The sequence below is a fragment of the Erwinia persicina genome (genome assembly GCF_019844095.1).
Taxonomy (GTDB): Bacteria; Pseudomonadota; Gammaproteobacteria; order Enterobacterales; family Enterobacteriaceae; genus Erwinia; species Erwinia persicina.
Window position 1 is genome coordinate 756,439 of record NZ_CP082141.1, and the last position, 22,103, is coordinate 778,541.

The 22,103-nt window shown below is 59.6% G+C and carries 20 protein-coding genes; 7 read left to right on the plus strand and 13 right to left on the minus strand.

Going from position 1 to position 22,103, the window contains the following annotated elements; genetic code table 11:
- Positions 1-73 precede the first annotated feature (73 nt).
- Positions 74-2,221: a putative bifunctional diguanylate cyclase/phosphodiesterase gene (locus K6L24_RS03490; protein ID WP_191927610.1), complete on the minus strand. Its 2,148-nt coding sequence runs from the start codon at positions 2,219-2,221 to the stop codon at positions 74-76.
- Between the two features lie 184 nt (positions 2,222-2,405).
- Positions 2,406-2,876, minus strand: coding sequence for an Lrp/AsnC family transcriptional regulator (locus tag K6L24_RS03495; RefSeq protein WP_062746002.1), 471 nt, complete (start codon positions 2,874-2,876; stop codon positions 2,406-2,408).
- A gap of 141 nt (positions 2,877-3,017) precedes the next feature.
- Here K6L24_RS03495 and K6L24_RS03500 point away from each other — a divergent pair, with 141 nt between their 5' ends.
- Both K6L24_RS03500 and K6L24_RS03505 read left to right on the plus strand, forming a co-directional pair.
- Complete coding sequence (locus tag K6L24_RS03500; protein ID WP_062746004.1) at positions 3,018-3,440, plus strand: DUF2000 domain-containing protein; 423 nt, start codon at positions 3,018-3,020, stop codon at positions 3,438-3,440.
- A 9-nt stretch (positions 3,441-3,449) separates the two neighbouring features.
- On the plus strand, positions 3,450-3,902 hold the full coding sequence (locus K6L24_RS03505; RefSeq protein ID WP_062746006.1) for an acyltransferase: 453 nt from the start codon (positions 3,450-3,452) through the stop codon (positions 3,900-3,902).
- Positions 3,903-3,956: 54 nt separating this feature from the next.
- Here K6L24_RS03505 and fecE read toward each other — a convergent pair whose 3' ends face one another.
- The 7 genes from fecE to fecI all read right to left on the minus strand — a co-directional run bounded on the left by fecE (position 3,957) and on the right by fecI (position 11,615).
- Complete coding sequence (fecE, locus tag K6L24_RS03510) at positions 3,957-4,727, minus strand: Fe(3+) dicitrate ABC transporter ATP-binding protein FecE (RefSeq protein ID WP_062746008.1); 771 nt, start codon at positions 4,725-4,727, stop codon at positions 3,957-3,959.
- Entirely contained in the window at positions 4,727-5,689 is a 963-nt protein-coding gene (fecD, locus tag K6L24_RS03515) for a Fe(3+) dicitrate ABC transporter permease subunit FecD (protein ID WP_137269513.1), read from the minus strand. The genes fecE and fecD overlap by 1 nt, the downstream gene beginning before the upstream one ends.
- On the minus strand, positions 5,686-6,678 hold the full coding sequence (fecC, locus tag K6L24_RS03520) for an iron-dicitrate ABC transporter permease FecC (protein ID WP_137269541.1): 993 nt from the start codon (positions 6,676-6,678) through the stop codon (positions 5,686-5,688). Before fecC ends, fecD begins: the two co-directional genes overlap by 4 nt.
- Complete coding sequence (locus tag K6L24_RS03525; RefSeq protein WP_118665579.1) at positions 6,678-7,583, minus strand: Fe(3+) dicitrate ABC transporter substrate-binding protein FecB; 906 nt, start codon at positions 7,581-7,583, stop codon at positions 6,678-6,680. The genes fecC and K6L24_RS03525 overlap by 1 nt, the downstream gene beginning before the upstream one ends.
- A gap of 66 nt (positions 7,584-7,649) precedes the next feature.
- Positions 7,650-10,010 (minus strand): TonB-dependent Fe(3+) dicitrate receptor FecA, encoded by a 2,361-nt coding sequence (gene fecA / locus K6L24_RS03530; protein ID WP_222681952.1) that lies wholly within the window; start codon positions 10,008-10,010, stop codon positions 7,650-7,652.
- Between the two features lie 113 nt (positions 10,011-10,123).
- A complete protein-coding gene (gene fecR, locus K6L24_RS03535; RefSeq protein WP_137269515.1) occupies positions 10,124-11,095 on the minus strand; it encodes a ferric citrate uptake sigma factor regulator FecR in 972 nt (323 codons plus the stop codon).
- A gap of 1 nt (position 11,096) precedes the next feature.
- The gene (gene fecI / locus K6L24_RS03540; protein ID WP_062746018.1) at positions 11,097-11,615 is read right to left on the minus strand and encodes a ferric citrate uptake sigma factor FecI; all 519 of its coding nucleotides are present in this window, start codon (positions 11,613-11,615) and stop codon (positions 11,097-11,099) included.
- A gap of 50 nt (positions 11,616-11,665) precedes the next feature.
- Between fecI and K6L24_RS03545 the strand changes: the two genes are divergently transcribed.
- Positions 11,666-11,857, plus strand: a complete 192-nt coding sequence (locus K6L24_RS03545) for a hypothetical protein (RefSeq protein ID WP_162901009.1) — start codon at positions 11,666-11,668, stop codon at positions 11,855-11,857.
- Here K6L24_RS03545 and lldD read toward each other — a convergent pair.
- The 4 genes from lldD to K6L24_RS03565 all read right to left on the minus strand — a co-directional run bounded on the left by lldD (position 11,854) and on the right by K6L24_RS03565 (position 18,112).
- A complete protein-coding gene (lldD, locus tag K6L24_RS03550) occupies positions 11,854-12,999 on the minus strand; it encodes an FMN-dependent L-lactate dehydrogenase LldD (RefSeq protein WP_062746020.1) in 1,146 nt (381 codons plus the stop codon). The two genes, K6L24_RS03545 and lldD, sit on opposite strands and share 4 nt — an antisense overlap.
- A complete protein-coding gene (lldR, locus tag K6L24_RS03555; RefSeq protein WP_062746022.1) occupies positions 12,996-13,766 on the minus strand; it encodes a transcriptional regulator LldR in 771 nt (256 codons plus the stop codon). Before lldR ends, lldD begins: the two co-directional genes overlap by 4 nt.
- A complete protein-coding gene (gene lldP, locus K6L24_RS03560) occupies positions 13,763-15,415 on the minus strand; it encodes an L-lactate permease (RefSeq protein ID WP_062746024.1) in 1,653 nt (550 codons plus the stop codon). Before lldP ends, lldR begins: the two co-directional genes overlap by 4 nt.
- Before the next feature lie 498 nt (positions 15,416-15,913).
- Entirely contained in the window at positions 15,914-18,112 is a 2,199-nt protein-coding gene (locus tag K6L24_RS03565; protein ID WP_062746026.1) for a TonB-dependent siderophore receptor, read from the minus strand.
- 346 nt (positions 18,113-18,458) lie between these two features.
- Here K6L24_RS03565 and K6L24_RS03570 point away from each other — a divergent pair, with 346 nt between their 5' ends.
- The 4 genes from K6L24_RS03570 to K6L24_RS03585 are packed head-to-tail and all read left to right on the plus strand — an operon-like array spanning position 18,459 to position 22,070.
- Positions 18,459-19,400: a siderophore ABC transporter substrate-binding protein gene (locus K6L24_RS03570; protein ID WP_062746030.1), complete on the plus strand. Its 942-nt coding sequence runs from the start codon at positions 18,459-18,461 to the stop codon at positions 19,398-19,400.
- Positions 19,401-20,360: an ABC transporter permease gene (locus tag K6L24_RS03575; protein ID WP_062746032.1), complete on the plus strand. Its 960-nt coding sequence runs from the start codon at positions 19,401-19,403 to the stop codon at positions 20,358-20,360.
- Entirely contained in the window at positions 20,350-21,315 is a 966-nt protein-coding gene (locus K6L24_RS03580) for an iron chelate uptake ABC transporter family permease subunit (RefSeq protein ID WP_062746034.1), read from the plus strand. Before K6L24_RS03575 ends, K6L24_RS03580 begins: the two co-directional genes overlap by 11 nt.
- Positions 21,312-22,070, plus strand: coding sequence for an iron ABC transporter ATP-binding protein (locus K6L24_RS03585; protein ID WP_222681953.1), 759 nt, complete (start codon positions 21,312-21,314; stop codon positions 22,068-22,070). Before K6L24_RS03580 ends, K6L24_RS03585 begins: the two co-directional genes overlap by 4 nt.
- Positions 22,071-22,103: the final 33 nt, after the last annotated feature.

Below are 22,103 nucleotides of genomic sequence, written 5' to 3' on the forward strand. Positions count from 1 at the left end.
AATTCACCCGGGGTGGGCTATCAACAGGGGCGCATTATACGGAGAAATTCTCCTGTAGCGACCGAAAACACCCTCATGCGTTTGCGCATTCAGGGGACATCCTTTTGAGCAGGGCATGGAGCTGGTCAGCCGGCTGCGGTTTACTAAGCAGAAATCCCTGTAACCTGTCGCAGCCCGCTGAGGCCAGCATCAGCCTCTGTTCCTCGGTTTCCACGCCTTCGGCGGTGACGGTAATGCCCAGGCTGTGACCCAGATTAATCACCGACTCCACGATGGTGGCAGAATTTTCCCTGACGCCCAGCGACTGTGTGAAGGCGCGGTCAATTTTAATAGTGTCTACCGGAAACTGCACCAGATAGCTCAGGCTGGAGTAGCCGGTGCCAAAATCATCCAGTGCAATGCAGAATCCTGCTGCACGCAGCGTTTTAATCGTTTTCAACGCCTCCTGCTCATTTTCCAGCAGCACGCCTTCGGTGATCTCCAGTTCGATCTGCCGCGGATTAATGGCATGGCGCGCCATGATCGCCATCAGGTGGTCAACAAAACCCGGGGCGAGAAACTGCAGGGGAGACACATTCACCGCAACGATAAGCCGGGGGCAGGTGATGGCCAGCAGACACGCCTGCTCCAGCACCCACTCCCCCAGCGGTATAATCAGTCCGGTTTCTTCGGCAACCGGCACAAATTCTGCCGGAGAAATCGCGCCGAGCTGGGGATGATGCCAGCGGAGCAGGGCCTCAACAGCAATCAGTTTTGTGCCGCTGATATCCATAATGGGTTGATACCACTGCATCAGATCGCCGCTATTTGCCAGCGCCAGACGTAGCTCCTGCGCCAGCCGCTGGCGCTTTTGCAGGGCCTCATCCATGGCCGGAGCAAACAGACAGTAGCGGCCGCGCCCTTCGGCTTTGGCCGCATACAGTGAAATATCCGCTTTGCGCATCAGCTCCAGCCGATCCCTGCTGTGGCGCGGCGACAGCGCCACGCCGATGCTGACATCCACCCAGAGCGTATGGCCACGCAGCGTCATCGGTTCGGCCAGACGGGCAATAATCTGCTGACATAAATCGGCGACCTGCTGTTCATTTTCAATCTCGCTGACCATGACCACAAACTCATCCCCGCCCAGGCGTCCGACGGCATTCCTGACGGGTAGCAGCGCCGACAGCCGCTGGCCGACCTCGACAATCAGGTCGTCTCCCGTAGGGTGGCCGTAGGTGTCGTTGATCATTTTAAAGCGATCGAGGTCGAGCAGCAGCAGCGCCAGCGTGTGGTTTTTCCCCGGTCGCGAGGACAGCCTTTCACTGAGTTGTTCTTCAATCCAGGCGCGGTTAGGCAGACCGGTTAACACATCATGGCGCGCCAGATGGCGGGCGTGAGCTTCACTGGCGGCCAGGCGGTGCATTGAGCTGGAAAGCTTGAGTGAGGCGTGCCACAGACGGCGCGTCATAATAATGCACATCAGTGAAATACTGAGAATGGCCATCGCAATCAGCGGGCCTGTCACCATCAGCATCTGGCTGCCGGGGCGCATGGGGATCCACGAGACGCTGCTGACCGGGATCCCTGCTGCTGACGTGAGAAGGAATCCTGCGCTGTTATTCCGATCGGGGTCATTGGGGGTAAAACGAAAATGACTGACGACGCCGCGATGCTCAAGGAAGTCGATAAAGCTATGATGGAGGTAGCGGATAAACACCAGCGTTTTGCCGGAGTTATCGGGAAGGCCACCGATCGCCACTTCCGCCACCCGGCCGCGCAGACGGATGAAGTCCCGCGTCATCTCTGTCTTGCCTGACGGCAGAAGAACATGATCCAGCGACAGTGCGATGGCGGCAAAACCGGAGGGGGAAACCGGTTTGCCTTGCTGCCAGCTGACCAGCGGACGCTGCTGGTTATCCAGCAGATAGATTTCGTTGTCCCCGGCAAGGTTAAAAAGCCAACGGCCAAACTCAGTGGGTTTTTGAATCTGATCGATTAGATCCGGTCTTTTCAAGAGTCCTTTATGCTGGAGCGCATAATCATCCAGGTGCTGGGCAAGAATGTTTTGAATCACCTGCTGCTGTTTTTCTTCTGCTTTTGCATTGCTTTGTGCTGTCACCCACCATGCGGTAAGGCCGCATCCAAACAGGGAAAAAAGCACTACCGCCACCACCGGTACGACCACATTACGCCTGAATTCACGACGTAATTCAGCAACCGTGCTGTATTCGATTTTCATTGACCTTCCAGGATGAACGCGTCGCAACCTCAGGAAACCACTGGACCTGTAAAGCGCAAACATTACCGCATTGTCTATTATTGGCAAAGTTAAAGAGGTTAGAAAATCTCTGTTTATCTGAATTCGTGGGGGCAACCTGACAGTCTGGCCGGGCGGTTGACGGTATAAATCTGACCGTTGACCCCTATCTGTGCTTTACCGGATAGCTGGCCAGTGGCTTGATCTCTTTCAGTACAAACATACTCTGCATCTCTTTGATTCCCGGCAGACGCCGGATCACGGCCATCGCGAAATCGGCATAGGCATCGAGGTCGCGTGCGACCACCTGCAGCAAAAAGTCTGCATCGCCGCCGATGCTGTAACAGGCCACCACATCTTCCAGCGCTGTCACTTCCTGCTCAAACTTGCGGGCTTCAGCCTCACTGTGGCTGTCGATCGCTACGCGTACAAAGACCATCACCCCCAGTCCGATTTTTTTGCGGTTGAGCACCGCGCGGTAGCCCTGAATGACTTCGTCTTCTTCCAGTTTGCGCACTCTGCGCCAGCAGGGCGAGGCCGACATACCGATGTCGTCGGCCAGCGTCTGGTTGGTCATTCGCGCATCGTCCTGCAGCAGCGCGAGAATTTTCATATCAACAGCGCTTAAGGTCGTCATGTCAGATCCTTTCCATTTAGTGATTTATTAAGGTTTATTCTGCCCTTTTTTTGCGGTTTAACAACGGATTCAGACAATATTTTCCTGCCAGGCCGGGCGATAATAAGGGCTGTATTCGTTGACTTCCCTGAGGAATTTTTGATGAGATTTGACGCCAGTCAGCACCGATGTACGATTATTATCGACAGCCAGCTCAGCCCCGGGCTGGCCATGAATGCCGCCAGTGTGATCGGTATCAGCTTTGGCCGCACGGTTGAAAACCTTGTCGGACCGGATCTGCACAGCCTTGATGCGGTCAGTTATCCCGGGGTGATTTATGCCCCGTTGCCGGTTCTGCGGGCGGAGAGCAGCTATGTTCAGCAACTGCTGGCGATAGCCGGGCAGGACGATGAGATCGTCGCCATGCCGTTCAGCGCCCTGGCACAGTCCTGCCGGACTTATGAGGAATATAGCGAACGAATTTCTGCCGTCCCCAGCCCACAGATTGCGCTGGTGGCGATTGGCCTGCTCGGCCCGAAAAAGAAAATTACTCAACTGACGGGAAATCTGGCGCTGTATAAATAGAGGGTGAGGATGAAAATTATTAACAGTGAAATTCGTGATGTGACATCGGGTCAAAATGTTCGGGTGATGACGCCAGCTAACCTGTATGAGTGTGAGTTGCACGACGATGTTTTTATCGGCCCGTTTGTCGAAATCCAGAAAGGATGCGTCATCGGTCGTGGCAGTCGTATCCAGTCGCATACGTTTCTTTGTGAAAACGTGACGCTGGGCGAGCACTGTTTTATCGGACATAACGTCACCTTTGCCAACGATCTGTTCCACAGCGGGAAGCCCGATGCCGATGCGCAGAACTGGATCACTATCACGCTGGGCGACGGTGTGACCGTGGGCAGTGGCGCTACCATCCTGACGGAAACGGTGTGCAGCGGGGCGGTGATCGGCGCCGGGAGCGTGGTGATCAGGCCGGCGACCGTAAAGGGGATCTATGCCGGCAACCCGGCCAGGTTGATCAGGACGTTATGAGCGTTTCGGGCCGGGCGAGGAGAAAACCGGCCCCTGCGCCTGAGCGGAACGCCGTCAGCGCACCACGCACATCGGGCGCCCTGAGGCCGGTTCGGGGTAAATCTGTGCCTCAATATTGAAGACTTTCCGCAGCAGCACCGGTGTCATCACCTGTTCCGGCGTCCCGCTGGCCACAATCTGTCCACCAGACATCAGCACCAGATGGTCGCAGTAGCGGCTGGCCTGATTCAGATCGTGCAGCACGGCGACCACGGTTTTTCCCTGCTGTTGCTGGCGGCGCAACAGGGCCATCAGCTCCACCTGGTGGTGTATATCGAGCCAGGTGGTCGGTTCATCCAGTAACAGCAGGGGCGTGTCCTGTGCCAGCATCATGGCAATAAAGACCCGCTGACGCTGGCCTCCTGACAGCTCGGTGACATTTTTCCCGGCCAGATGGGCTATTTGTGCATCGTCCATCGCCGTGGCGATCAGCCTGCGGTCAGCCGCCGACGGGCGGCCAAACAGGTTCTGCCACGGGCTACGGCCGTAGCCGACCAGTTCCTGCACGGTCACCCCTTCCGGCGCAATGTGCTGCTGGGGTAACAGGGCCAGCGACTGCCCGAGCTGGCGGGCGCTGAAGCTGTTCAGCGGCTGACCATTCAGACGGACTTCTCCTGAGCCTGGCCGCAACAGCCGCGAAAAGCAGCGTAACAGGGTGGATTTTCCGCATCCGTTCGGGCCGAGCAGAGCGGTAACGTTAGCCGCCGGCAGCATCAGCGAAATATCATGCAGGACAGGCGTGCTGCCATAGCCGGCGTGAAGCCGTTCAGCGGCAATCTGCGTCATCAGCGGGTCCTCATTAACAGCCAGAAAAAGTAGGGGGCACCAATAATGGCGGTCAGCACCCCGGCGGGCAGTTCAAGCGGCGGGTGCAGCGTGCGTGCCAGCAGGTCGGCCAGCAGCAGCAGCAGTGCGCCGACCAGCATTGAGGCCGGTAGCAGCCAGTGGTGGCGTCCGCCGATCAGCCGGCGGGTAAGATGCGGGGCCACCAGACCGATAAAGCTTAAGGGGCCACACAGCGCAACGCTGACCGCCGCCAGTGCGACGGCCAGCAGCAGGGCGCGGTGTGGGGTTGCGGGCAGGGCCACCCCGAGAGTGTGGGCCTGCTCCTCACCCAGCGCCAGCAGATCGAGATCGCGGCACAGCAGCAGACTGAGAGGGATCAGCAGCAACAGCCACGGCAGGGCCACCCAGACAAACGGCCAGCCACGCCCCCACAGGCTGCCGGTGAGCCACAGCAGCGCCTGGTTTATCTCCAGCGGACGTGACAGCATCAGATAGTCGGTGACGCTGGCATAGAGCGCGGTCAGCGCCACACCCAGCAGCGCCAGCCTTAACGGGGCGCTGTGGCCGGCCAGCCTTCGCAGCAGTACAAAGGCCAGCAGCCCCCCTGCAAACGCCAGCAGCGGCAGCCACAGCACCGGCAGGGCCGGGAACAGCATCAGTGCGCTCACGGAGCACAGCCCGGCGGCGTGGTTCACGCCCAGAATTTCCGGCGAGGCCAGCGGATTGCGGATCACGCCCTGCACCAGCACGCCGGAAACCGCGAGCGCCGCACCGACCAGTAGCGCCAGCAGGGTGCGGGGCAGGCGATACTCCATCAGGGCGAAGTGGCGACTGTCGGCAGGATCAAGTGCCTGGCGCAGGGCGCTGAAGCTTAAAGTTTCACTGCCGTAGCGCAGGGACAGCACCAGGGCCAGCAGGACCAGCGCCAGCAGCAGGGAGAGCATCAGACGTGGCGATCTCATGTGCGCCTCCGCACCAGCCAGACAAAGAAGGGGGCCCCGATCAGCGCCAGCACCGCGCCGGCGGGCAGTTCGGCCGGATACGTCAGGCCGCGTGCCAGCAGATCAGCGGCCAGCATCAGCAGGGCGCCCAGCAGCATCGCCGTCGGCAGCATCAGGCGCAGATCGTGGCCGACCCACGCCCGCGCCATATGCGGCACCAGCAGCCCGAGGAATGCCACCGGCCCGGCAACGCTGACGCAGCTGCCGACCAGCACCACCACCACGATATTGACCAGCAGACGCAGCCGGCTGAGATTAACACCCAGCGTGCGGGCGCTGTCGTCGCTGACGCGCAGCAGATTAAGGCGGGCAGCCAGTAGCCAGGCCAGCGGGGAGAGCAGGGCCGTAAACGGAAACAGCTGCCAGAATTCACGCCAGCGCACGTGGGATACGCCGCCCGCCAGCCAGTGCAGGATGCCGTACGCGTGATCTTCGGCCAGCAGAAGCGTGGCTTTCGTCAGGGCGGCGCACAGGGCTGACACCGTCACTCCGGCCAGGATCAGGCGGCTGCGGTCACCCGCCTGCTGCCAGCCTCTGCCCAGCAGCATCACCAGCCCCCAGCTCACCCCGCCGCCGCAGGCCGCCAGCAGTGCGATACTGTATCCGGCGACCCAGGCAGGGTTATACGCGCTGGCCAGAACCATGGCCAGCGAGGCACCAGCATTAATACCCAGCAGGGAAGGGGACGCCAGCGGGTTACGCGTCAGGGTCTGCAACAGGCTGCCCGCCAGCGCCAGGCTGGCCCCGAGCAGCATCGCGACCAGGCTGCGCGGCAGACGCAGGTTAAGCACCAGCGCCTGCGGCAGCGAAGGGGGGCCTCCGGGAAACAGGGCGCTCAGCGCCTGCCACGGGCTGACGGGCACCGGTGACCAGCAGAACAGCGACAGCCAGAACGTCAGGAGCAGTGCCAGCAGCGGCAGGCCCCACGCCAGCAGCGGGGTCTGGCGCATCATTGCGCAACGGGAACCGGACGGTGATGGAGAAGGGCGACCAGGTCGCTGGCGATATGTTCCGCCGCAAACAGCCCGCGCATTCGCGCCCAGACATTGCTGTCAACGGCCACCACCTGATGGCGCTGGGCGGCTTTCAGCATCGGCCACAGTGCATCCTGCTGCCAGTCGCGCACGATGCTCTGCTGACGGTAGTGGGCGACAATCAGCCAGTCCGGATCGGTGGCCAGCAGCTGTTCCAGGTTAATGCTGACCATCGCCGCCTGGCCCACCGGCTGCGGCACTTTCATTCCCAGCGCTGCCAGCACGCTGCCGGTCCAGGACTGGCTGCTGTAGAGGTTGAACTGCTGTTCTCGCGAGGTGCCGAACACCACCGTCTGGTTTTTGGGCAGTTCGGCGGCAAAGGCCTGCATGCGCTGATGATGCAGAGTCAGGCGCTGCTGCATTTCACCGTCTTTCCCGACAGCCTTACCAATAATTGCCGCAGATTGCAGATTTTCGGCCCAGGTCTCATTGCGCGACTTTAGCATCAGCGTCGGCGCGATGCTTTTCAGCTGGCCGAGAATACCGCCGTGGCGGGCAGCGTCGGCAATAATCAGATCCGGCTTCAGCGCCGCAATCACTTCCAGGCTGGGCTGGGCACGGGTGCCCACCGATTTCCACGGCTGGATGCGCGCCCGCACCTCCGGCAGAATGCGCGTCGGATCATTGTCATCCGCCACGCCCACCGGACTGACGCCGACGGCGGCCAGCGCATCCACAAAGGACAGTTCCAGCACCACAACGCGCTGCGGCGTTTTATCCAGCGTAAAGGGACCGTTGCTGTCCTGCACGGTCACTGCCCGGGCGACAGGCACGATGGCCAGCAGGGTGCTGAACAAAATAAGGATGAGTCGCGTTAGCATGTTTCCTCCGGATCACAGAAACGAAAAAGCGAGCTGCCGTAACGCAGCCCGCTGGGGGACGAACGATCAGAACTTCACTGAGCCCTGCATATAAATCGTGCGCGGCTGACCGGCGTACAGGCCCTTGTTATTGTCTTCGGCGGCACGGGTAAAGTAATGATGGTCGAAGATATTTTTCACCCCGACGCCCAGATTGAGGTTGGCGAACTGCGGGCCAAAATCATAACTGGCGCGCGCGCCCCACAGCATAAAGCCGGGTATGCGGCCAAGGCTGCCGTCCGCACTCTCATCCTGCGTGTTGGCGTTGTCCGCGTACTGACCAGACTGATATTCGCTGTTGACGTTAAAGGTCCAGCTTCCACTGAGGTAATCCATCCCCAGCGTCCCCTTATGCTTCGGTGAAAACGGCACCTGATTGCCATAGTTATCTCCGGCCTGACGGATCACCGCATTCACGTAAGCATAGCTGGCGGAAACGGAGAGGTTTTCCAGCGCCGGCGAGACATCGCCCAGGTCATAGCGCAGCCGGCTTTCCAGCCCGCTGTGGCGGGTTTTTCCGCGCGAGGTCACGCTGTCATCAGTCTGGTTAGACTCATACTGGTTGCTGAAGTTAATCAGGAACAGGCCCACTTCCGCCTGCAGGGCCTGGTTATCAAAGCGGGTACCCAGTTCCCAGGTCCGCGCCTTTTCCGGCTCAATGCTGCCGCTGCTGACCGCTTTACCAATCTGGCTGTACTGCACGGTGCCGAAGGAGCCTTCAGTATTGGCATAGAGGTTCCACGACTCGTTGAGGTGATACAGCACATTCAGCGCCGGGAGCGGGGCGTTATAGCCAATCTCCTGTCTGCCGTCTTTGACGTAGTCGTTCTGATACGACTGGATATGCTCATAGCGCATGCCCGGCGTCAGGGTCCAGTTACCCACGTCGATGCGGTCATCAATATACCAGGCGTGCGCCTCGGTGCCGGACTGCGTATCCCGGTCGTACGGGCTGTTGCCGGTGGGCAGTCTGCCGCTGCTGGCGGGGCTGGTGTAGCGGACTTCGTGGGTGGATTCACTGACGTAGCGGTAGCCGACGCCCACTTCATGGGCGGTTTCCCCGAGGGTGAAGCTCTGGCTGTAGCGCGGCTCCACGCCGCGCACCCAGTATTCACGCGGTGACAGCGTCAGGTTTTTCCCCTGATCGAGATAGCCGCTGCGCAGGGTGTTGGTATAGAAAGTCAGAACAGAAAACTTGTGCTGCGTGTCCGGCTGATACTGATAGCCGAGGCTGGCCAGCTGGCGGCGGCCCCAGAACTCGTCGTACGGGCGGGTGGACTGGAAACGGTCAGCGTTGTAGTCGGCGCGCGACAGACCGCCCGGCATCTGCGCCCGGCCTTCATAGTATTGCAGCAGGCTGGTGAAGGTGTGTACCTCGTTTGGCGCATAGCGGGTTTTCAGCATCACGTCGTCGATTTTGGTCGAGCTGTGTTCGCGCCAGTCGCTGCCCCGGGTGCCGGAGTAGAGCAGCGCCGCGCCGAGGCCGTTATCGGCGGTGCCGCCGATCATCAGGTTGCCGCTGCCTTTGGGATCGTGCTGGCTGGAGGTCGGGCTCTGTAACCCTTCCATTCCGGCTTCAATGCCAAATTCTTTCGGGATGGCGCGGGTGACAAAGTTCACCACGCCGCCCACGCTCTGCGGTCCGTAGCGCACGGCACCGCCCCCGCGCACCACGTCGACGGCATCCATATTCCCGAGCGATACCGGGGCCAGCGACAGCTGCGGCTGGCCGTACGGGGCGAACGGCACCGGAATACCGTCCATCAGAATGGTTGAGCGGCTGGCCAGACGCGGGTTGAGCCCGCGAATGCCAAAGTTCATTGCCATATCATGGCTGCCCGTGCCGTTATTTTCCGGGGCGTTGACGCCGGGAATACGGTTCAGTGCTTCGCGCAGAGTGGTGGCACCGGTTTTGGTAAAATCCTCACGGCGGAGCACATCACGCGCTCCGGCATGTTCGAAGACGTCATTCTCACGGGCTTCGGCCAGCCAGTCACCGACCACGGTCAGCGTTTCTGCGGGGGCTGCCGCCGGCACCGGCGTCACCGTCCACGCGTTGTTACCCAGGGATTTCCCCTGCAGACCGCTGCCGTTGAGCAGGGTTTGCAGACCCTCCTCTGGTGTATAGCGGCCGTTCAGCCCCGGGCTTTGTTTACCCTGCGTCAGTGACGCGTCGATTGACAGGGTGATGCCGGCGCGGGCTGCAAACTGGTTCAGCGCGCTGTCGAGATCCGTGGCGGCAATCTGATAGGCCTGGGGCGTGGCCGCTGCTGCGGCGGCAAAAGGTGCCGCCAGCAGGGCGGCAGGGATCAGCGCGCAGTGAAGCGCGGCAGCCAGAGGTGTTGCCTGGTAAAAAGCGTACTGAATGCGGGGGCTGGGTTCAGACATGACCGTCTCCGAAAAAAATCATTTTTATGTGGTGTACTACAGGAGTCGGATAAGCCGCGCAAAAGGGACAATCGAAATGAAAATATTTCTTATTTTTATTCAGTGTCAGGGGGTCAGGCGGCGCTGACCCTGACCCAGTAACGGCTGCGGGTATGAATGGCGATCGGTAACGTCTGCGCCAGCACCCGCAGTAGCTGGTCGGTATCGCGCAGCGGAAAGGTGCCGCTCACGCGCAGATCGGCGGCGCTGGGGTCGCAGCTCAGTATCCCGTGGCGATAGCGTGCCACCTCGGCAAGCACCTCCGACAGGCGGCGATTGCTGACCGTTAACAGGCCCTGCGTCCAGCTGATATCGCCAGGCGTTAATGCGCGGACGGGGTCAAAGGCCCGGTCGGTAAAGCGCAGCGTCTGGCCTGCCTGCACGCGGATTTTCTGCTGAGGGGCGGCGTTAAGCGTGACTTCGACCGCATGCTTTTCTACGGTCAGCTGCGTTTGATGCTCCCACTGACGTACGCTGAATGCCGTGCCCAGCGCGCGCAGGCTGCCCTGGCGGGTGGTGACCCGAAACGGACGCTGCTGCGCGTCCCTCGCCGTGCTAATGGCGATCTCACCCTGTACCAGATGCAGCACACGCTGCTGCGGGCTGAAAGCCACGCTCACGGCGCTGGCGGTATTGAGCTGCAGCTGTGAGCCATCGTCCAGCCGGACCTGACGCTGTTCGCCGGTGCCGGTGTGGTAATCGGCCCGCAGGCCGACGCCGAGCGGGGACTGCCACAGCTGCCAGCTGGTGCCACCGACGCCCAGCAGTACCAGCAGCGATTTCAGCACCCGGCGGCGGGTCAGGTGCGCGCTCTGCTGCGCCTGATGCAGCGTCTGATAGCTGAGATGGCCCGGGATGTTTTTCAGCTGGCCCTGCAGGGATTCCACGCGCTGCCAGGCCCAGCGGTGGTCTTCATGCTGCTGATACCATGCCTGCCATTTTGCGCTCTGCTGCGGGGTGATCTCCCCGGCGCACAGGGTGGCGAACCAGTGCGCCGCCATTTTCAGCGCCAGCTTCTGCCGGTCACTGACCGGTTCATGCCTCATGTCAGCCCAGCCCCAGCCGGAACAGCAGGCAGTGTTCCGTGGCTCTGGCCATGTATTTTTTCACTGAACTGACGGAGACGTTCAGCTGGCCGGCAATCTGCGCATAGGTCAGCCCTTCCAGCTGCGACAGCAGAAACGCCTGGCGCACTTTTGCGCCGAGTCCGTCGAGCATCGCATCAATTTCCTGCAGCGTTTCCAGCAGCTCATGCTGAAGTTCGGGGGAGGGCACCTGCGCTTCCGGCAGCTGTTCCAGCATCTCCAGCCAGGCGCGCTCCAGCGCATTGCGGCGGAAAAAGTCGACCATCACGCGCCGGGCGACGGTGCAGAGGAACGATTTCGGCTCGCGGATATCCTGGGCGCTGCCCCCGAGCAGCACCCGAACAAAGGTATCCTGAGCCAGATCGTCCGCATCGCAGCTGGAGCCCAGCTTGTGCTGCAGCCAGTGGCGCAGCCAGCGGTGATGCGTCTGATACAGGGTGTTAAAAGCGTTGGCAGCCAGCGGCGCCGTCAGCGTTGACATAAGAAGTTACATCGCCCGGCAAAAAAATGACGCTGAGAGGATAATTGATAATGGTTATCATTACAATGGTGGCAATTTGTGCGGTGCCCGGCGGCGGGGGGGCGCGTGGTCACTGCCCGGGCAGCGGAACAACGGGGCTGAACAGCGGCGGCTGCCAGCCGGATCTGCCCTCACTACCCCGCTGCGGTGTCAGTGCGAACGTGCCGACGACGGTGCCTGTCGCCAGGCGATTTTTGGCTTAAGCCAGCCCGTTCTCCACCAGTGCTGAACGCGATATCTCCGCGACGGACTTCATCCCGGTCAGCGTCATCGCCACCCGCATCTCTTTTTCAATCAGCGTCAGCAGGTTTTCGACGCCAGCCTGACCGGCCGTTGCCAGCGCATAAAGGTAAGCACGGCCTAACAGCACGGTGTCTGCGCCCAGTGCAATCATACGCACCACGTCCAGACCGTTGCGGATGCCGCTGTCGGCCAGGATGGCAATATCGCCTTTTACCGCATCGGCAATGGCGGGCAGCGCACGGGCGGTAGAGAGCACGCCGTCTAACTGGCGACCACCGTGGTTGGACACCACAATGCCGTCGGCCCCGAAGCGCACGGCATCGCGCGCATCGTCAGGGTCGAGGATGCCTTTAATGATCATCGGGCCGTCCCAGAACTCACGGATCCACTCCAGATCGCTCCAGCTTATAGAGGGATCGAAGTTATTCGCCAGCCAGCCAATATAATCTTCCAGCCCGGTGGGCTTGCCGAGGTAGGCGGAGATATTGCCCAGGTCATGCGGCCTGCCGTGCAGCCCGACGTCCCACGCCCATTGCGGGTGGGTCACGGCCTGGCCGTAGCGGCGCAGGGCGGCATTCGCCCCGCTCATCCCCGAATGCGCATCACGGTAGCGCGCGCCGGGGGTGGGCATATCCACGGTAAACACCAGCGTGGAGCAGCCTGCGGCTTTCGCGCGTTCCAGCGCGTTACGCATAAACCCGCGATCTTTCAGTACATAGAGCTGGAACCACATCGGGCGGGTGATGGCCGGGGCCACCTCTTCAATCGGGCAGACCGATACGGTGGAGAGCGTAAACGGAATGCCCTTTGCCGCTGCGGCCTTCGCTGCCTGCACTTCACCCCGGCGGGCGTACATCCCGCACAGCCCGACCGGGGCCAGCGCCACCGGCATCGACAGCGTTTCGTTAAACAGCGTGGTGTGCAGGCTCAGGTCGGACATATTGTTCAGCACCCGCTGCTTTAGCGCGATGCTGGCCAGGTCCTCAACATTACGCCGCAGCGTATGTTCGGCATAGGCTCCGCCATCAATGTAGTGAAACAGAAACGGTGGCAGGATGCGTTTGGCTGCGGCGCGGTAGTCGGTTCCGGCTGAAATAATCATCGATTTTCGTCCCTTGTGATATCGGTATCGTCATCCGGCAGGCGGGTGCTGCGCCGCTGCCGGGCTTCATTTTCATGCAGGTTTTTCAGGGTGGTCTGCACAAAACCAAGGTGGTGTCTGGCCGCCTGACTCGCCCGCTCCGGGTCCCCGGCAAGGATCGCCAGCAGCAGCGCCTCATGCTGCTCTGTCAGCCGGGCAAAAATGGTCGGGGCGGTGTACATACGTTCACGGCTGTGGGCCACGGAGGATTGCAGCAGATCGAAGAAGCCGCGCATGGTCTGTAACAGCACCACGTTGTGTGAGGCTTCGGCAATCGCCAGGTGAAAGCGCACATCGGCCTGGGTGGCCATCTCCGGCGACAGGCTCTCCTGCTGCTGGATGGCGTCAAAGCAGCTTTGCAGCTTCTCTTTGTCGGCGTCGGTGGCGCGCAGTGCGGCATACCAGGCGGTGCTGGCTTCAATGGCGTGGCGGGCTTCCAGAATATCATTGCGATAGTCCGGATCGTCGGCCACCAGCGCCTTCAGCGGCTGGACGATGCGCTGTTCTGACCACGGTGGCGGCGCATCGCACAGGTAGTAGCCGCCGCCGTGACGGCTGTACAGGATGCCTTCCCCCACCAGTTTCTGCAGCGCTTCGCGCAGCGACGATCGCGACACAGCCAGTTCTTCGGCCAGCTTACGTTCAGCAGGCAGCCGGGCGCCTGCCGCCAGCTGGCGTGCGGCAATCAGCGCACGAATACGTTCGACAAGCTGGACGGAGGCGGTCATGGGATCATCCAGGTGAGGACGTAGGCCTGCAGCGTGGTGATCACCCCGACCATGCAGGTGAATATCAGGCTGTGCTTCACGGTAAAGCGGAACAGATCCGACTCTTTCCCGACCAGCCCCACTGCCGCACAGGCAATGGCAATCGACTGCGGGGAGATCATCTTGCCGGTCACGCCGCCGGTGGTATTCGCCGCCACCAGCAGCAGGTCGGACACGCCAATCTGCTGTGCGGTGGTGGCCTGCAGTGCGGCAAACAGCGCGTTAGAGGAGGTATCCGATCCGGTCAGGAACACCCCGAGCCAGCCGAGGAACGGCGAGAAGAAGGTGAAAGCAGGGCCGGTATGGGCCAGCGCCAGTGCCAGCGTGGCCGACAGTCCGGAGTAGTTAGAAATAAAGGCGAAGGCCAGCACCATCCCGATAGAGTAGATGGGCAATGCCAGTTCTTTCAGCGTGCTGCGAAAGGTCGACAGGGCATCGGCAGGCTTCATCTTCAGATAGACGATGGCGATCAGCGCCGCCACGATGATCGCGGTGCCGGTGGCCGACAGCCAGTCAAATTTAAACACCGCCGCGTAAGGCGTGACAGCGCTGACCACCGGCGGCATTTTCGCCACCAGTTTATCAAGGAACGGGATCGGGATATTCACCACCAGGTCGTACAGCGCGCCACCCGGGGCAAACAGCGCCTTGAACGGCGGGATGCTCCACAGCGTAACGGTGGCGGTCAGAAACAGGAACGGCATCCAGGCACGGATAATCTGGCCCGTGCGGTATTTCTCCACCACCAGCGGCTGTTCAGCCGCGTTATCCGCCGGTTTAAAGCGGAAGATGCGCACCGGTTTCCAGACGCGCAGGAACAGCGTCAGGCATACCAGTGACACCAGGGAGGAGATAATATCCGGCAGTTCGGGGCCGAGGAAGTTGGAACTGAGATACTGAGCGAGGGCAAAGGATCCGCCAGCGACGATCACCGCAGGCCAGGTCTCTTTGATCCCACGCCAGCCGTCCATGATCGCCATGATCCAGAACAGCACGATCATCGTCAGGAAGGGCAGCTGACGGCCCACCATCTGGCCAATTTCAAAGCTGTCCAGCCCTGTGACCTGGCCGGCCACAATAATCGGGATGCCCATCGCGCCAAAGGCCACCGGGGCGGTGTTGACGATCAGGCACAGACCCGCCGCATACAGTGGATTGAAGCCCAGACCCACCAGCAACGCCGCGGTGATCGCCACCGGCGCACCGAACCCGGCTGCGCCTTCAAGGAACGCGCCGAACGAGAAACCGACAATCAGCATCTGCAGGCGCTGATCGGGGGTGATCGACAAAATTGAGGCACGAATAATATCGAACTGCCCGGTTTTCACCGAAATTTTATAAACGAAGACAGCGGCAATAATAATCCAGGCGATAGGCCATAGCCCGTAGAAGAAGCCATACACCACCGAAGCCAGTGCGCGATCGACCGGCATGCGGTAAAGAAACAGCGCCACCATCAGCGCCAGCACCACGGTGATGGTCGCGGCAAGGTAGCCCTTCAGCTTGAGCTTAATCAGCGCGAAGAAGAAGAACAGGATCGGAATGGCGGCGATCAGGCTGGATAGCCAGATATTGTCCAGCGGGTCATACACTTGTTGCCAGGGCTGCATACAGGTTTCTCCAGAGTTTTTCTCACCCCCCTGCTGATTACGGTCCTACCAATTCAGCTATCTGGGGTTAACAGCTGCTGATAGTTAATATTTTGTTAGTTAAATACAATGATTGTTGTTTGAATTTTGCTTTTTTGTGGGGGTGATTCATCTTTTTTCGAAATTGGTAGGACCACTGGAAAGGGGAGGGAGGAAACACCTGCGATTAGCGTCAGGGAATGACCCCGGAGATATTCTCAGTCATTCAATGGGTGGATGAACAGCCCCTCACACAATCGTGCCCGCTGTGGGTTTGAAAACAGCCACGTCGGAGGCTGCGGGTAAAGGAGGAAGGGCTGATTGCAGCAGGCTGCCGGCCAGGGAAGGCCGGCAGCCAGGCCACAGGGATGTGTTTATGCCGTTGCAGCAAGCAGCCCTTCCTCCGTAGACCTGGTACTGCGCCTCCCGCGATAAAGACCTGCCATGTTTCCTGAGTGATTCCAGTGGCGGGGCAGGGGATCAGAATGACATAGTGACGCCCGCATAGTAGGCGCGGCCCGGTTCGTTATAGGTGGAAGCCCCGTCGTTTTCACGGTAAATCTGCTTATCAAACAGATTACTGACGCCGCCTTTCACACTCAGATCTTTGGTGAACTTATAGTTCATATTCAGACCCACAATGGAATACGCACCAATTTCTCTGTTTGACAGCCCGGTGGTGCCCTCAAGGCGGCTTTCAACAAACTCACGCGGTTTCTGGCGTCCGTACAATGTCCAGTTCAGCTCGGTGGAGAACTTATCGGTAACCTGATAATCCAGCATCGAGTTGATGGTGTACTTAGGGATGATCGACAGCGGGTTGCCGGTTTTCTTGTCTTTCGACTCCAGCATATAGGTGGCATTGGTACGCCAGTCGAGCACATCACTTACCACCGGGATCGTCAGGCTGGCTTCCAGACCTTCCACCAGCGCTTTGCCGCCATTTTCCCACTGCAGGATGTTATAACCGTTGGAGGCCTGCCCGAGCAGGTCAGTGCCGGAGACGATTTTGTTTTTATAGTCGTTGCGGAACCACGTCACACCCGCGGCATAACCGTCGGCAGCAAACTCCAGCCCCAGCTCTTTATTCACGCTGACTTCCGCGTCCAGATTAGGGTTGCCTAACAGATAGCAGCTGCCGCTGGCAACCGTCGTCGGGCAGCCATTACCCCGGGTGGCCAGCAGATAGCCTTCGCTTGACTGGTAGAGGTTCGGGGCTTTAAACACCCGAGCAATACCGGCTTTCAGTTTGAACCTTTCACCCAGATCCTGAGAGAAGTTGAAACTCGGGCTGAAGTTACTGCCAAATTCACTGTGGTGATCAAAACGCAGGCCCGGGATCAGGAAGGTGCCTTCCCATGGCTGGATATTATCTTCGACGTAGAGTGCGGCCGTGGTCGCGCTGTTCTTGCTGCTGCGACTGGCGGGATCCCCCGACATATCGCCGATGATCACGCCGCTGGCATCGGTGGCTGACATGGAGGCGCTGTCGTCCAGCTTTTCGTGATTCCACTCAGCGCCGAGGGTCACAGTCTGCTCAATCCAGCGATCCAGCGGCATATTGGCTTCCGCGCTGGCTCGGTAATTTTCCAGTCGGCTGGTGCTGTACTCATCGCTGTTAATCATCCCTTCCACGCGGCCGGTCGAGCCCTCTTTCATACGCGTGTTATTGGTTTTTTCGTAATTAAAGGCGAGCTTAGAGTCACCCCATTCCCAGAAGCCGTTATGGGTCAGCCCGTAAGACTGGCGATACAGGCGGTTGGTCTCGGAACCGTACAGCGAATCAACCAGGCCACCGGGGCTGATATTGCCGTTACTGTACTGGGTATCGCCGGCATAGATATTCCCCTGGCGGCTGTAGCCGTAGCTGAAATCCACGATCTGCGAGGGGGTCATTTTCCACGACACCAGCGCATTAATATCCTTGTTACGCACCCCTTCACGGCCCGCGGCATAAGATCCGTTTTGCGCCTGGTTGATATCGGCGGCATCGGCATCGGTTTTGTTGAGGTTACCGTAGAGACGCATGGTCAGCGCGTCACCCGCCAGCGGGCCGCTCAGGCTGAAGTTGGCCCGTTTAGTGTCACCTTCTTTGCTGTTTTCCGGCTGGTTGGTAAACAGTGACAGGGAGCCGTGCCAGTCTTTGGTCGGGCGTTTGGTGTGGATATTGATTACGCCGCCGGCAGCCCCTGAACCGTAACGGGCAGCGGCCGGGCCACGCAGTACTTCAATGCGTTCGACCATCTCTGCCGGTACCCAGTTGCTGTCGCCGCGGGTATCACGCTCGCCTTTCCAGCTGTAACGCACGGCATTCCGCGAGGTGGTGGGAACGCCATCAATCAGGATCAGCGTGTTTTCCGGGCCCATGCCGCGAATGTCGATTTGGCGGTTATTGCCCCGGCTGCCGTTAGCGCTGTTGCCGGTCAGGTTCACGCCGGGCATTTTGCGGATGATGTCGGATAAATCGTTAACGGGCGGATTCTTCGCGATATCCTCTGCCGTGATGATAGAGACCCCAGGCTGTTGTTTTAACTCCTGTTCTGCTGTTTTCTGTACCAGCAGTACATCCTCCACTTCACTGGCGGCGGCGGTATCGTCATCGGCGCTGGCCGTCCCGGCCAGCGTGGCAGTCAGTAAAAGTGCCAGAGGGTGTAATCGAAAGCGTCCGTTCCTGTTCATTGCATCATCTCAAAGTGTTTGGTGTTGTAAGAGAATGTGCATGATAACGATAATTGTTATCATTTCTATGGCGGAAACAACGAATCCTTAAAATCTCCACAATTGGCCACTTTTGTCAGAAAAAGTCAGCGCTCAGATTTTAGTTGATATTATACAATGTGTTAGGTTTTCCATATTTACTTCACAATCTGCTTATTTGGCACCGATTGTGAAAGCTGGATGTTTTATGAACACTCTGTGCCATGTTCTGTCTACCCATCCCGCCGCTCAGTCGTTATTATCCCGCAACAAAATCAAACGCGAATCGTTCTCATTTTTGCTACTTATCTGATTCTCAGGAGAGAAAATGCGCTTCCCTCAGGCTTTCGCTTTAACGCTGTGTTCCGCTCTGCTGGCCATGACCCCCGCGGCCTTTGCAGCAGAGGCGTCCGTGCTGTCAATCGTTCATGCGCAGGGCACCACGGAAGTGCCGAAAAATCCGCAGCGTGTGGTGATCCTCAGCCCGGCCACGCTGGATATTGCTGATGCCCTGGGGATTAACCCGATGGGTGTGCCACAAACCAGCGCGCACTATCCGCAGCATCTGGCGAAGTACAACGGCAAGGCGTATCTGAATGCCGGCACGCTGTTCGAACCCAACTTTGAAGCCCTGAGCAATGCCAGACCCGATCTGATTCTGGCCGGTGCCCGCGCCCACGATGCCTATAGCAAGCTGAGTGAAATTGCCCCGACAGTCTCGCTGGATCTCGACCCGAAACATTTTGTGCAGAGTCTGACTGAACGCACGGAGCAGTTAGGTAAGCTGTTCGGTAAAGAAGAAAAAGCCCGGCAGGTTTTGGCGGCGTTTAACGCGCAGATAGCCGACGTGCGTAAGGAGTCAGCCACTGCCGGTAGCGCCATGATGCTGATGATCAACGGCGGTAAGATCAGTGCCCATTCGCCAGGTTCGCGCTTTGGTTTTATCTATGACGTGCTGGGCTTTAAACCCGCTACCGCTTTCCCGGAAACGGGCAAACACGGTAACGCCGTGTCGCCTGAATTCATTATGGAAGCTAACCCGGACTGGCTGTTTGTGCTGGATCGTGACAGCGCGATTGGCCGCAAAGAGGGCGAGTCAGCGCAGCAGGTGCTGGATAACCCGCTGGTGCGTAAAACCAACGCCTGGAAAAAACAGCAGGTGGTGTACCTGGATTCAGGTTCGCTGTATATCGCCGGTGGCATTCAGAGTTACAGCAATCTGATGACTCAGGTGAAGCAGGTGCTGGATAAAACGAAAACACAGCCGTAAATGAAATCTGTTGCCTTTGTTGCAGGCCTGGCATTGCTGCTGGGCCTGATGGCGTGCAGCCTGTTTGTTGGCGTCAGCCGCGTCACGCTGGCCAGCCTGTGGTCGGACCCGGAGATGCGCGAGATCCTGATGATCAGCCGCTTTCCGCGTACCGCTGCGCTGCTGCTGGCGGGCAGTGCGATGAGCGTGGCGGGGCTGATGATGCAGATGCTGACGCAGAACCGTTTTGTTGAGCCTTCGGTGGTCGGCACCACGCAGTCTGCCAGCCTGGGACTGTTGCTGGTGATGATCGTCAGCCCGGCGGCGCCGATCATGCTGAAAATGGGCGTTGCCACGCTGTTCGCCCTCGGCGGTACCGCACTGTTTATGCTGCTGATCCAGCGTATCCGCATGAAATCCTCTCTGATGGTCCCGCTGGCCGGCATTATGCTGGGGGCGGTGTTCAGCTCGGTCACCACTTTCCTGGCGATGAAATTTGACCTGCTACAGTCGCTGGGCGGCTGGGAGTCCGGCGATTTTTCCAGCGTGATGCAGGGGCGCTATGAACTGCTGTGGGGCGTGGGGGCGATTACGCTGCTGGCGGCAGTGATTGCCGACCGCTTTACGGTCGCGGGAATGGGGCGTGACTTTTCGGTTAACGTCGGGCTGCGCTATCACCGCGTGATGCTCACCGGTATGGCGATGATCGCCATGATCAGCGGCGTAGTGATTGTGGTGGTCGGCGTGCTGCCTTTCCTTGGCCTGATCGTGCCCAACATTGTCAGCCTGGCGCTGGGCGATAACCTGCGCCGTACCGTGCCGTGGGTGGCGCTGGTGGGCGCAGTGCTGGTGATCGCCTGCGATATCGCCGGCCGTCTGATTATTCATCCGTTTGAGATCCCCGTCAGCGCGCTGCTTGGTGTGATGGGGGCGGCGATCTTCCTGGTGCTGATTGTGAGGTCGAAACGCCATGCGCACTGATCTGTCACTGTCGCCGGGTCAGCGTCTGCTGCTGCTTGCCGGGCTGCTGCTGGCGCTGATGACGCTGTTTATGACCCTCGATCTGCACGGGAATATCGCCTATATCCTGCGGCATCGCGGGCAGATCCTCGCCACCATGATGCTGGTCGGCTTTGCTGCCGGCATCAGTACTTTGCTGTTCCAGACCCTGACCCGTAACCGCATACTGACCCCGTCGGTGATGGGGCTGGAGTCGCTGTTTGTGCTGATGCAGACGCTGCTGATCTTTGCGCTGGATGTCGGCGGGCTGAATATGCTGGGCAGCGTGGGACGCTTTGTGGCAGAAAGTACGCTGCTGGTACTGTTTGCCACGCTGCTGTACCGCTGGCTGCTGGGCGGAGCCGGGCTGGATCTGCACCGGGTGCTGCTGATTGGTCTGGTGTGCGGCACGCTGTTCCGTAGTGTTTCCGGGCTGATGCAGCGGCTGATGGAACCCGGCGAGTTTGCCGTGTTGCAGAGCCGGATTTTTGCCACCTTTACCCGCGCCGACAGTGATGTGCTGCTGATCTCGTCGCTGGTGATTGCGCTGGTGACGTTGCTGGTGTGGCGACTGCGCCACCGTCTGGATGTGATGGCGCTGGGGCCGGACAGCGCCATTGCGCTCGGCATTGCCTGGCAGCGCCACGTGACCGGTCTGCTGCTGCTGATTTCGCTGCTGGTGGCGGTATCGACCGCACTGGTGGGGCCGATGATGTTCCTCGGTCTGCTGATCGTTAACCTCGCTTATCCGCTGATTGGCTCGTGGCGTCACGGCTACCTGCTGCCCGGCTGCGTGCTGATCGGCATGATTACGCTGGTGGGCGGGCAGCTGATCCTCGAACGGCTGCTGAATATGGCCGGTACTCTGTCGGTGGTGATTGAGTTCAGCGGCGGCGCATTGTTCATCTGGTTACTGCTGAGAAAGGGCGCAAAGTGATTGAAATTAAGCACGTTAGCAAAGGCTATGATAACCAGCCGGTATTGCAGGATATCTGCGAAACACTGCCATCGTCGGGTATCACCTCGATTATCGGGCCGAACGGCGCGGGAAAATCCACGCTGCTGTCGGTGATCAGCCGCCTGTTAAAAGCGGACAGCGGTGAGGTGAAGGTCGATGCGCTGGACGTCAGTGAGGCCAACAGTGAGAAGCTGGCGAAAGTGCTGTCGGTGCTGCGCCAGGAGAACCACTTTACCAGCCGCCTGACGGTGTGGGACCTGGTGAGCTTTGGCCGCTATCCCTACAGCAAAGGCCGCCTGACGGAACAGGATCGCCAGCATATTGAGCAGTCGCTGGCGTTCCTGGCGCTGGTGCCGTTGCGCAACCGCTACCTCGATGAACTGTCCGGCGGGCAGCGTCAGCGCGCGTTTGTGGCAATGGTGCTGTGTCAGGATACTCAGTATGTGCTGCTGGACGAGCCGCTGAACAATCTGGATATGAAGCACAGTGTGGCAATGATGAAGCAGCTCAGACGCGCCGCCGATCAGTTGGAGAAGTCGATTGTGCTGGTGATCCACGATATTAACTTTGCCTCGGCGTACTCCGACCATATTCTGGCGATGAAGGACGGCAGGGTTGTGTTTCGCGGCACGCCGGAGCAGGTAATGGTGCCGGAGGTGATTGAACAGATCTTCGATCTGCCGGTGACCGTTGATCAGGTCAATGGCCAGCGTATAGCGATGTATTACCGCTAAAAAGCAGGAAACGGTTTGGAATGACCCAATACG

Excerpts from the sequence above, each read along its gene's own strand:
- K6L24_RS03490 (WP_191927610.1), bottom strand. The coding sequence starts at position 2,221 with ATGAAAATCGAATACAGCACGGTTGCTGAATTACGTCGTGAATTCAGG.
- K6L24_RS03495 (WP_062746002.1), bottom strand. The coding sequence starts at position 2,876 with ATGACGACCTTAAGCGCTGTTGATATGAAAATTCTCGCGCTGCTGCAG.
- K6L24_RS03500 (WP_062746004.1), top strand. The coding sequence starts at position 3,018 with ATGAGATTTGACGCCAGTCAGCACCGATGTACGATTATTATCGACAGC.
- K6L24_RS03505 (WP_062746006.1), top strand. The coding sequence starts at position 3,450 with ATGAAAATTATTAACAGTGAAATTCGTGATGTGACATCGGGTCAAAAT.
- fecE (WP_062746008.1), bottom strand. The coding sequence starts at position 4,727 with ATGACGCAGATTGCCGCTGAACGGCTTCACGCCGGCTATGGCAGCACG.
- fecD (WP_137269513.1), bottom strand. The coding sequence starts at position 5,689 with ATGAGATCGCCACGTCTGATGCTCTCCCTGCTGCTGGCGCTGGTCCTG.
- fecC (WP_137269541.1), bottom strand. The coding sequence starts at position 6,678 with ATGCGCCAGACCCCGCTGCTGGCGTGGGGCCTGCCGCTGCTGGCACTG.
- K6L24_RS03525 (WP_118665579.1), bottom strand. The coding sequence starts at position 7,583 with ATGCTAACGCGACTCATCCTTATTTTGTTCAGCACCCTGCTGGCCATC.
- fecA (WP_222681952.1), bottom strand. The coding sequence starts at position 10,010 with ATGTCTGAACCCAGCCCCCGCATTCAGTACGCTTTTTACCAGGCAACA.
- fecR (WP_137269515.1), bottom strand. The coding sequence starts at position 11,095 with ATGAGGCATGAACCGGTCAGTGACCGGCAGAAGCTGGCGCTGAAAATG.
- fecI (WP_062746018.1), bottom strand. The coding sequence starts at position 11,615 with ATGTCAACGCTGACGGCGCCGCTGGCTGCCAACGCTTTTAACACCCTG.
- K6L24_RS03545 (WP_162901009.1), top strand. The coding sequence starts at position 11,666 with ATGGTTATCATTACAATGGTGGCAATTTGTGCGGTGCCCGGCGGCGGG.
- lldD (WP_062746020.1), bottom strand. The coding sequence starts at position 12,999 with ATGATTATTTCAGCCGGAACCGACTACCGCGCCGCAGCCAAACGCATC.
- lldR (WP_062746022.1), bottom strand. The coding sequence starts at position 13,766 with ATGACCGCCTCCGTCCAGCTTGTCGAACGTATTCGTGCGCTGATTGCC.
- lldP (WP_062746024.1), bottom strand. The coding sequence starts at position 15,415 with ATGCAGCCCTGGCAACAAGTGTATGACCCGCTGGACAATATCTGGCTA.
- K6L24_RS03565 (WP_062746026.1), bottom strand. The coding sequence starts at position 18,112 with ATGAACAGGAACGGACGCTTTCGATTACACCCTCTGGCACTTTTACTG.
- K6L24_RS03570 (WP_062746030.1), top strand. The coding sequence starts at position 18,459 with ATGCGCTTCCCTCAGGCTTTCGCTTTAACGCTGTGTTCCGCTCTGCTG.
- K6L24_RS03575 (WP_062746032.1), top strand. The coding sequence starts at position 19,401 with ATGAAATCTGTTGCCTTTGTTGCAGGCCTGGCATTGCTGCTGGGCCTG.
- K6L24_RS03580 (WP_062746034.1), top strand. The coding sequence starts at position 20,350 with ATGCGCACTGATCTGTCACTGTCGCCGGGTCAGCGTCTGCTGCTGCTT.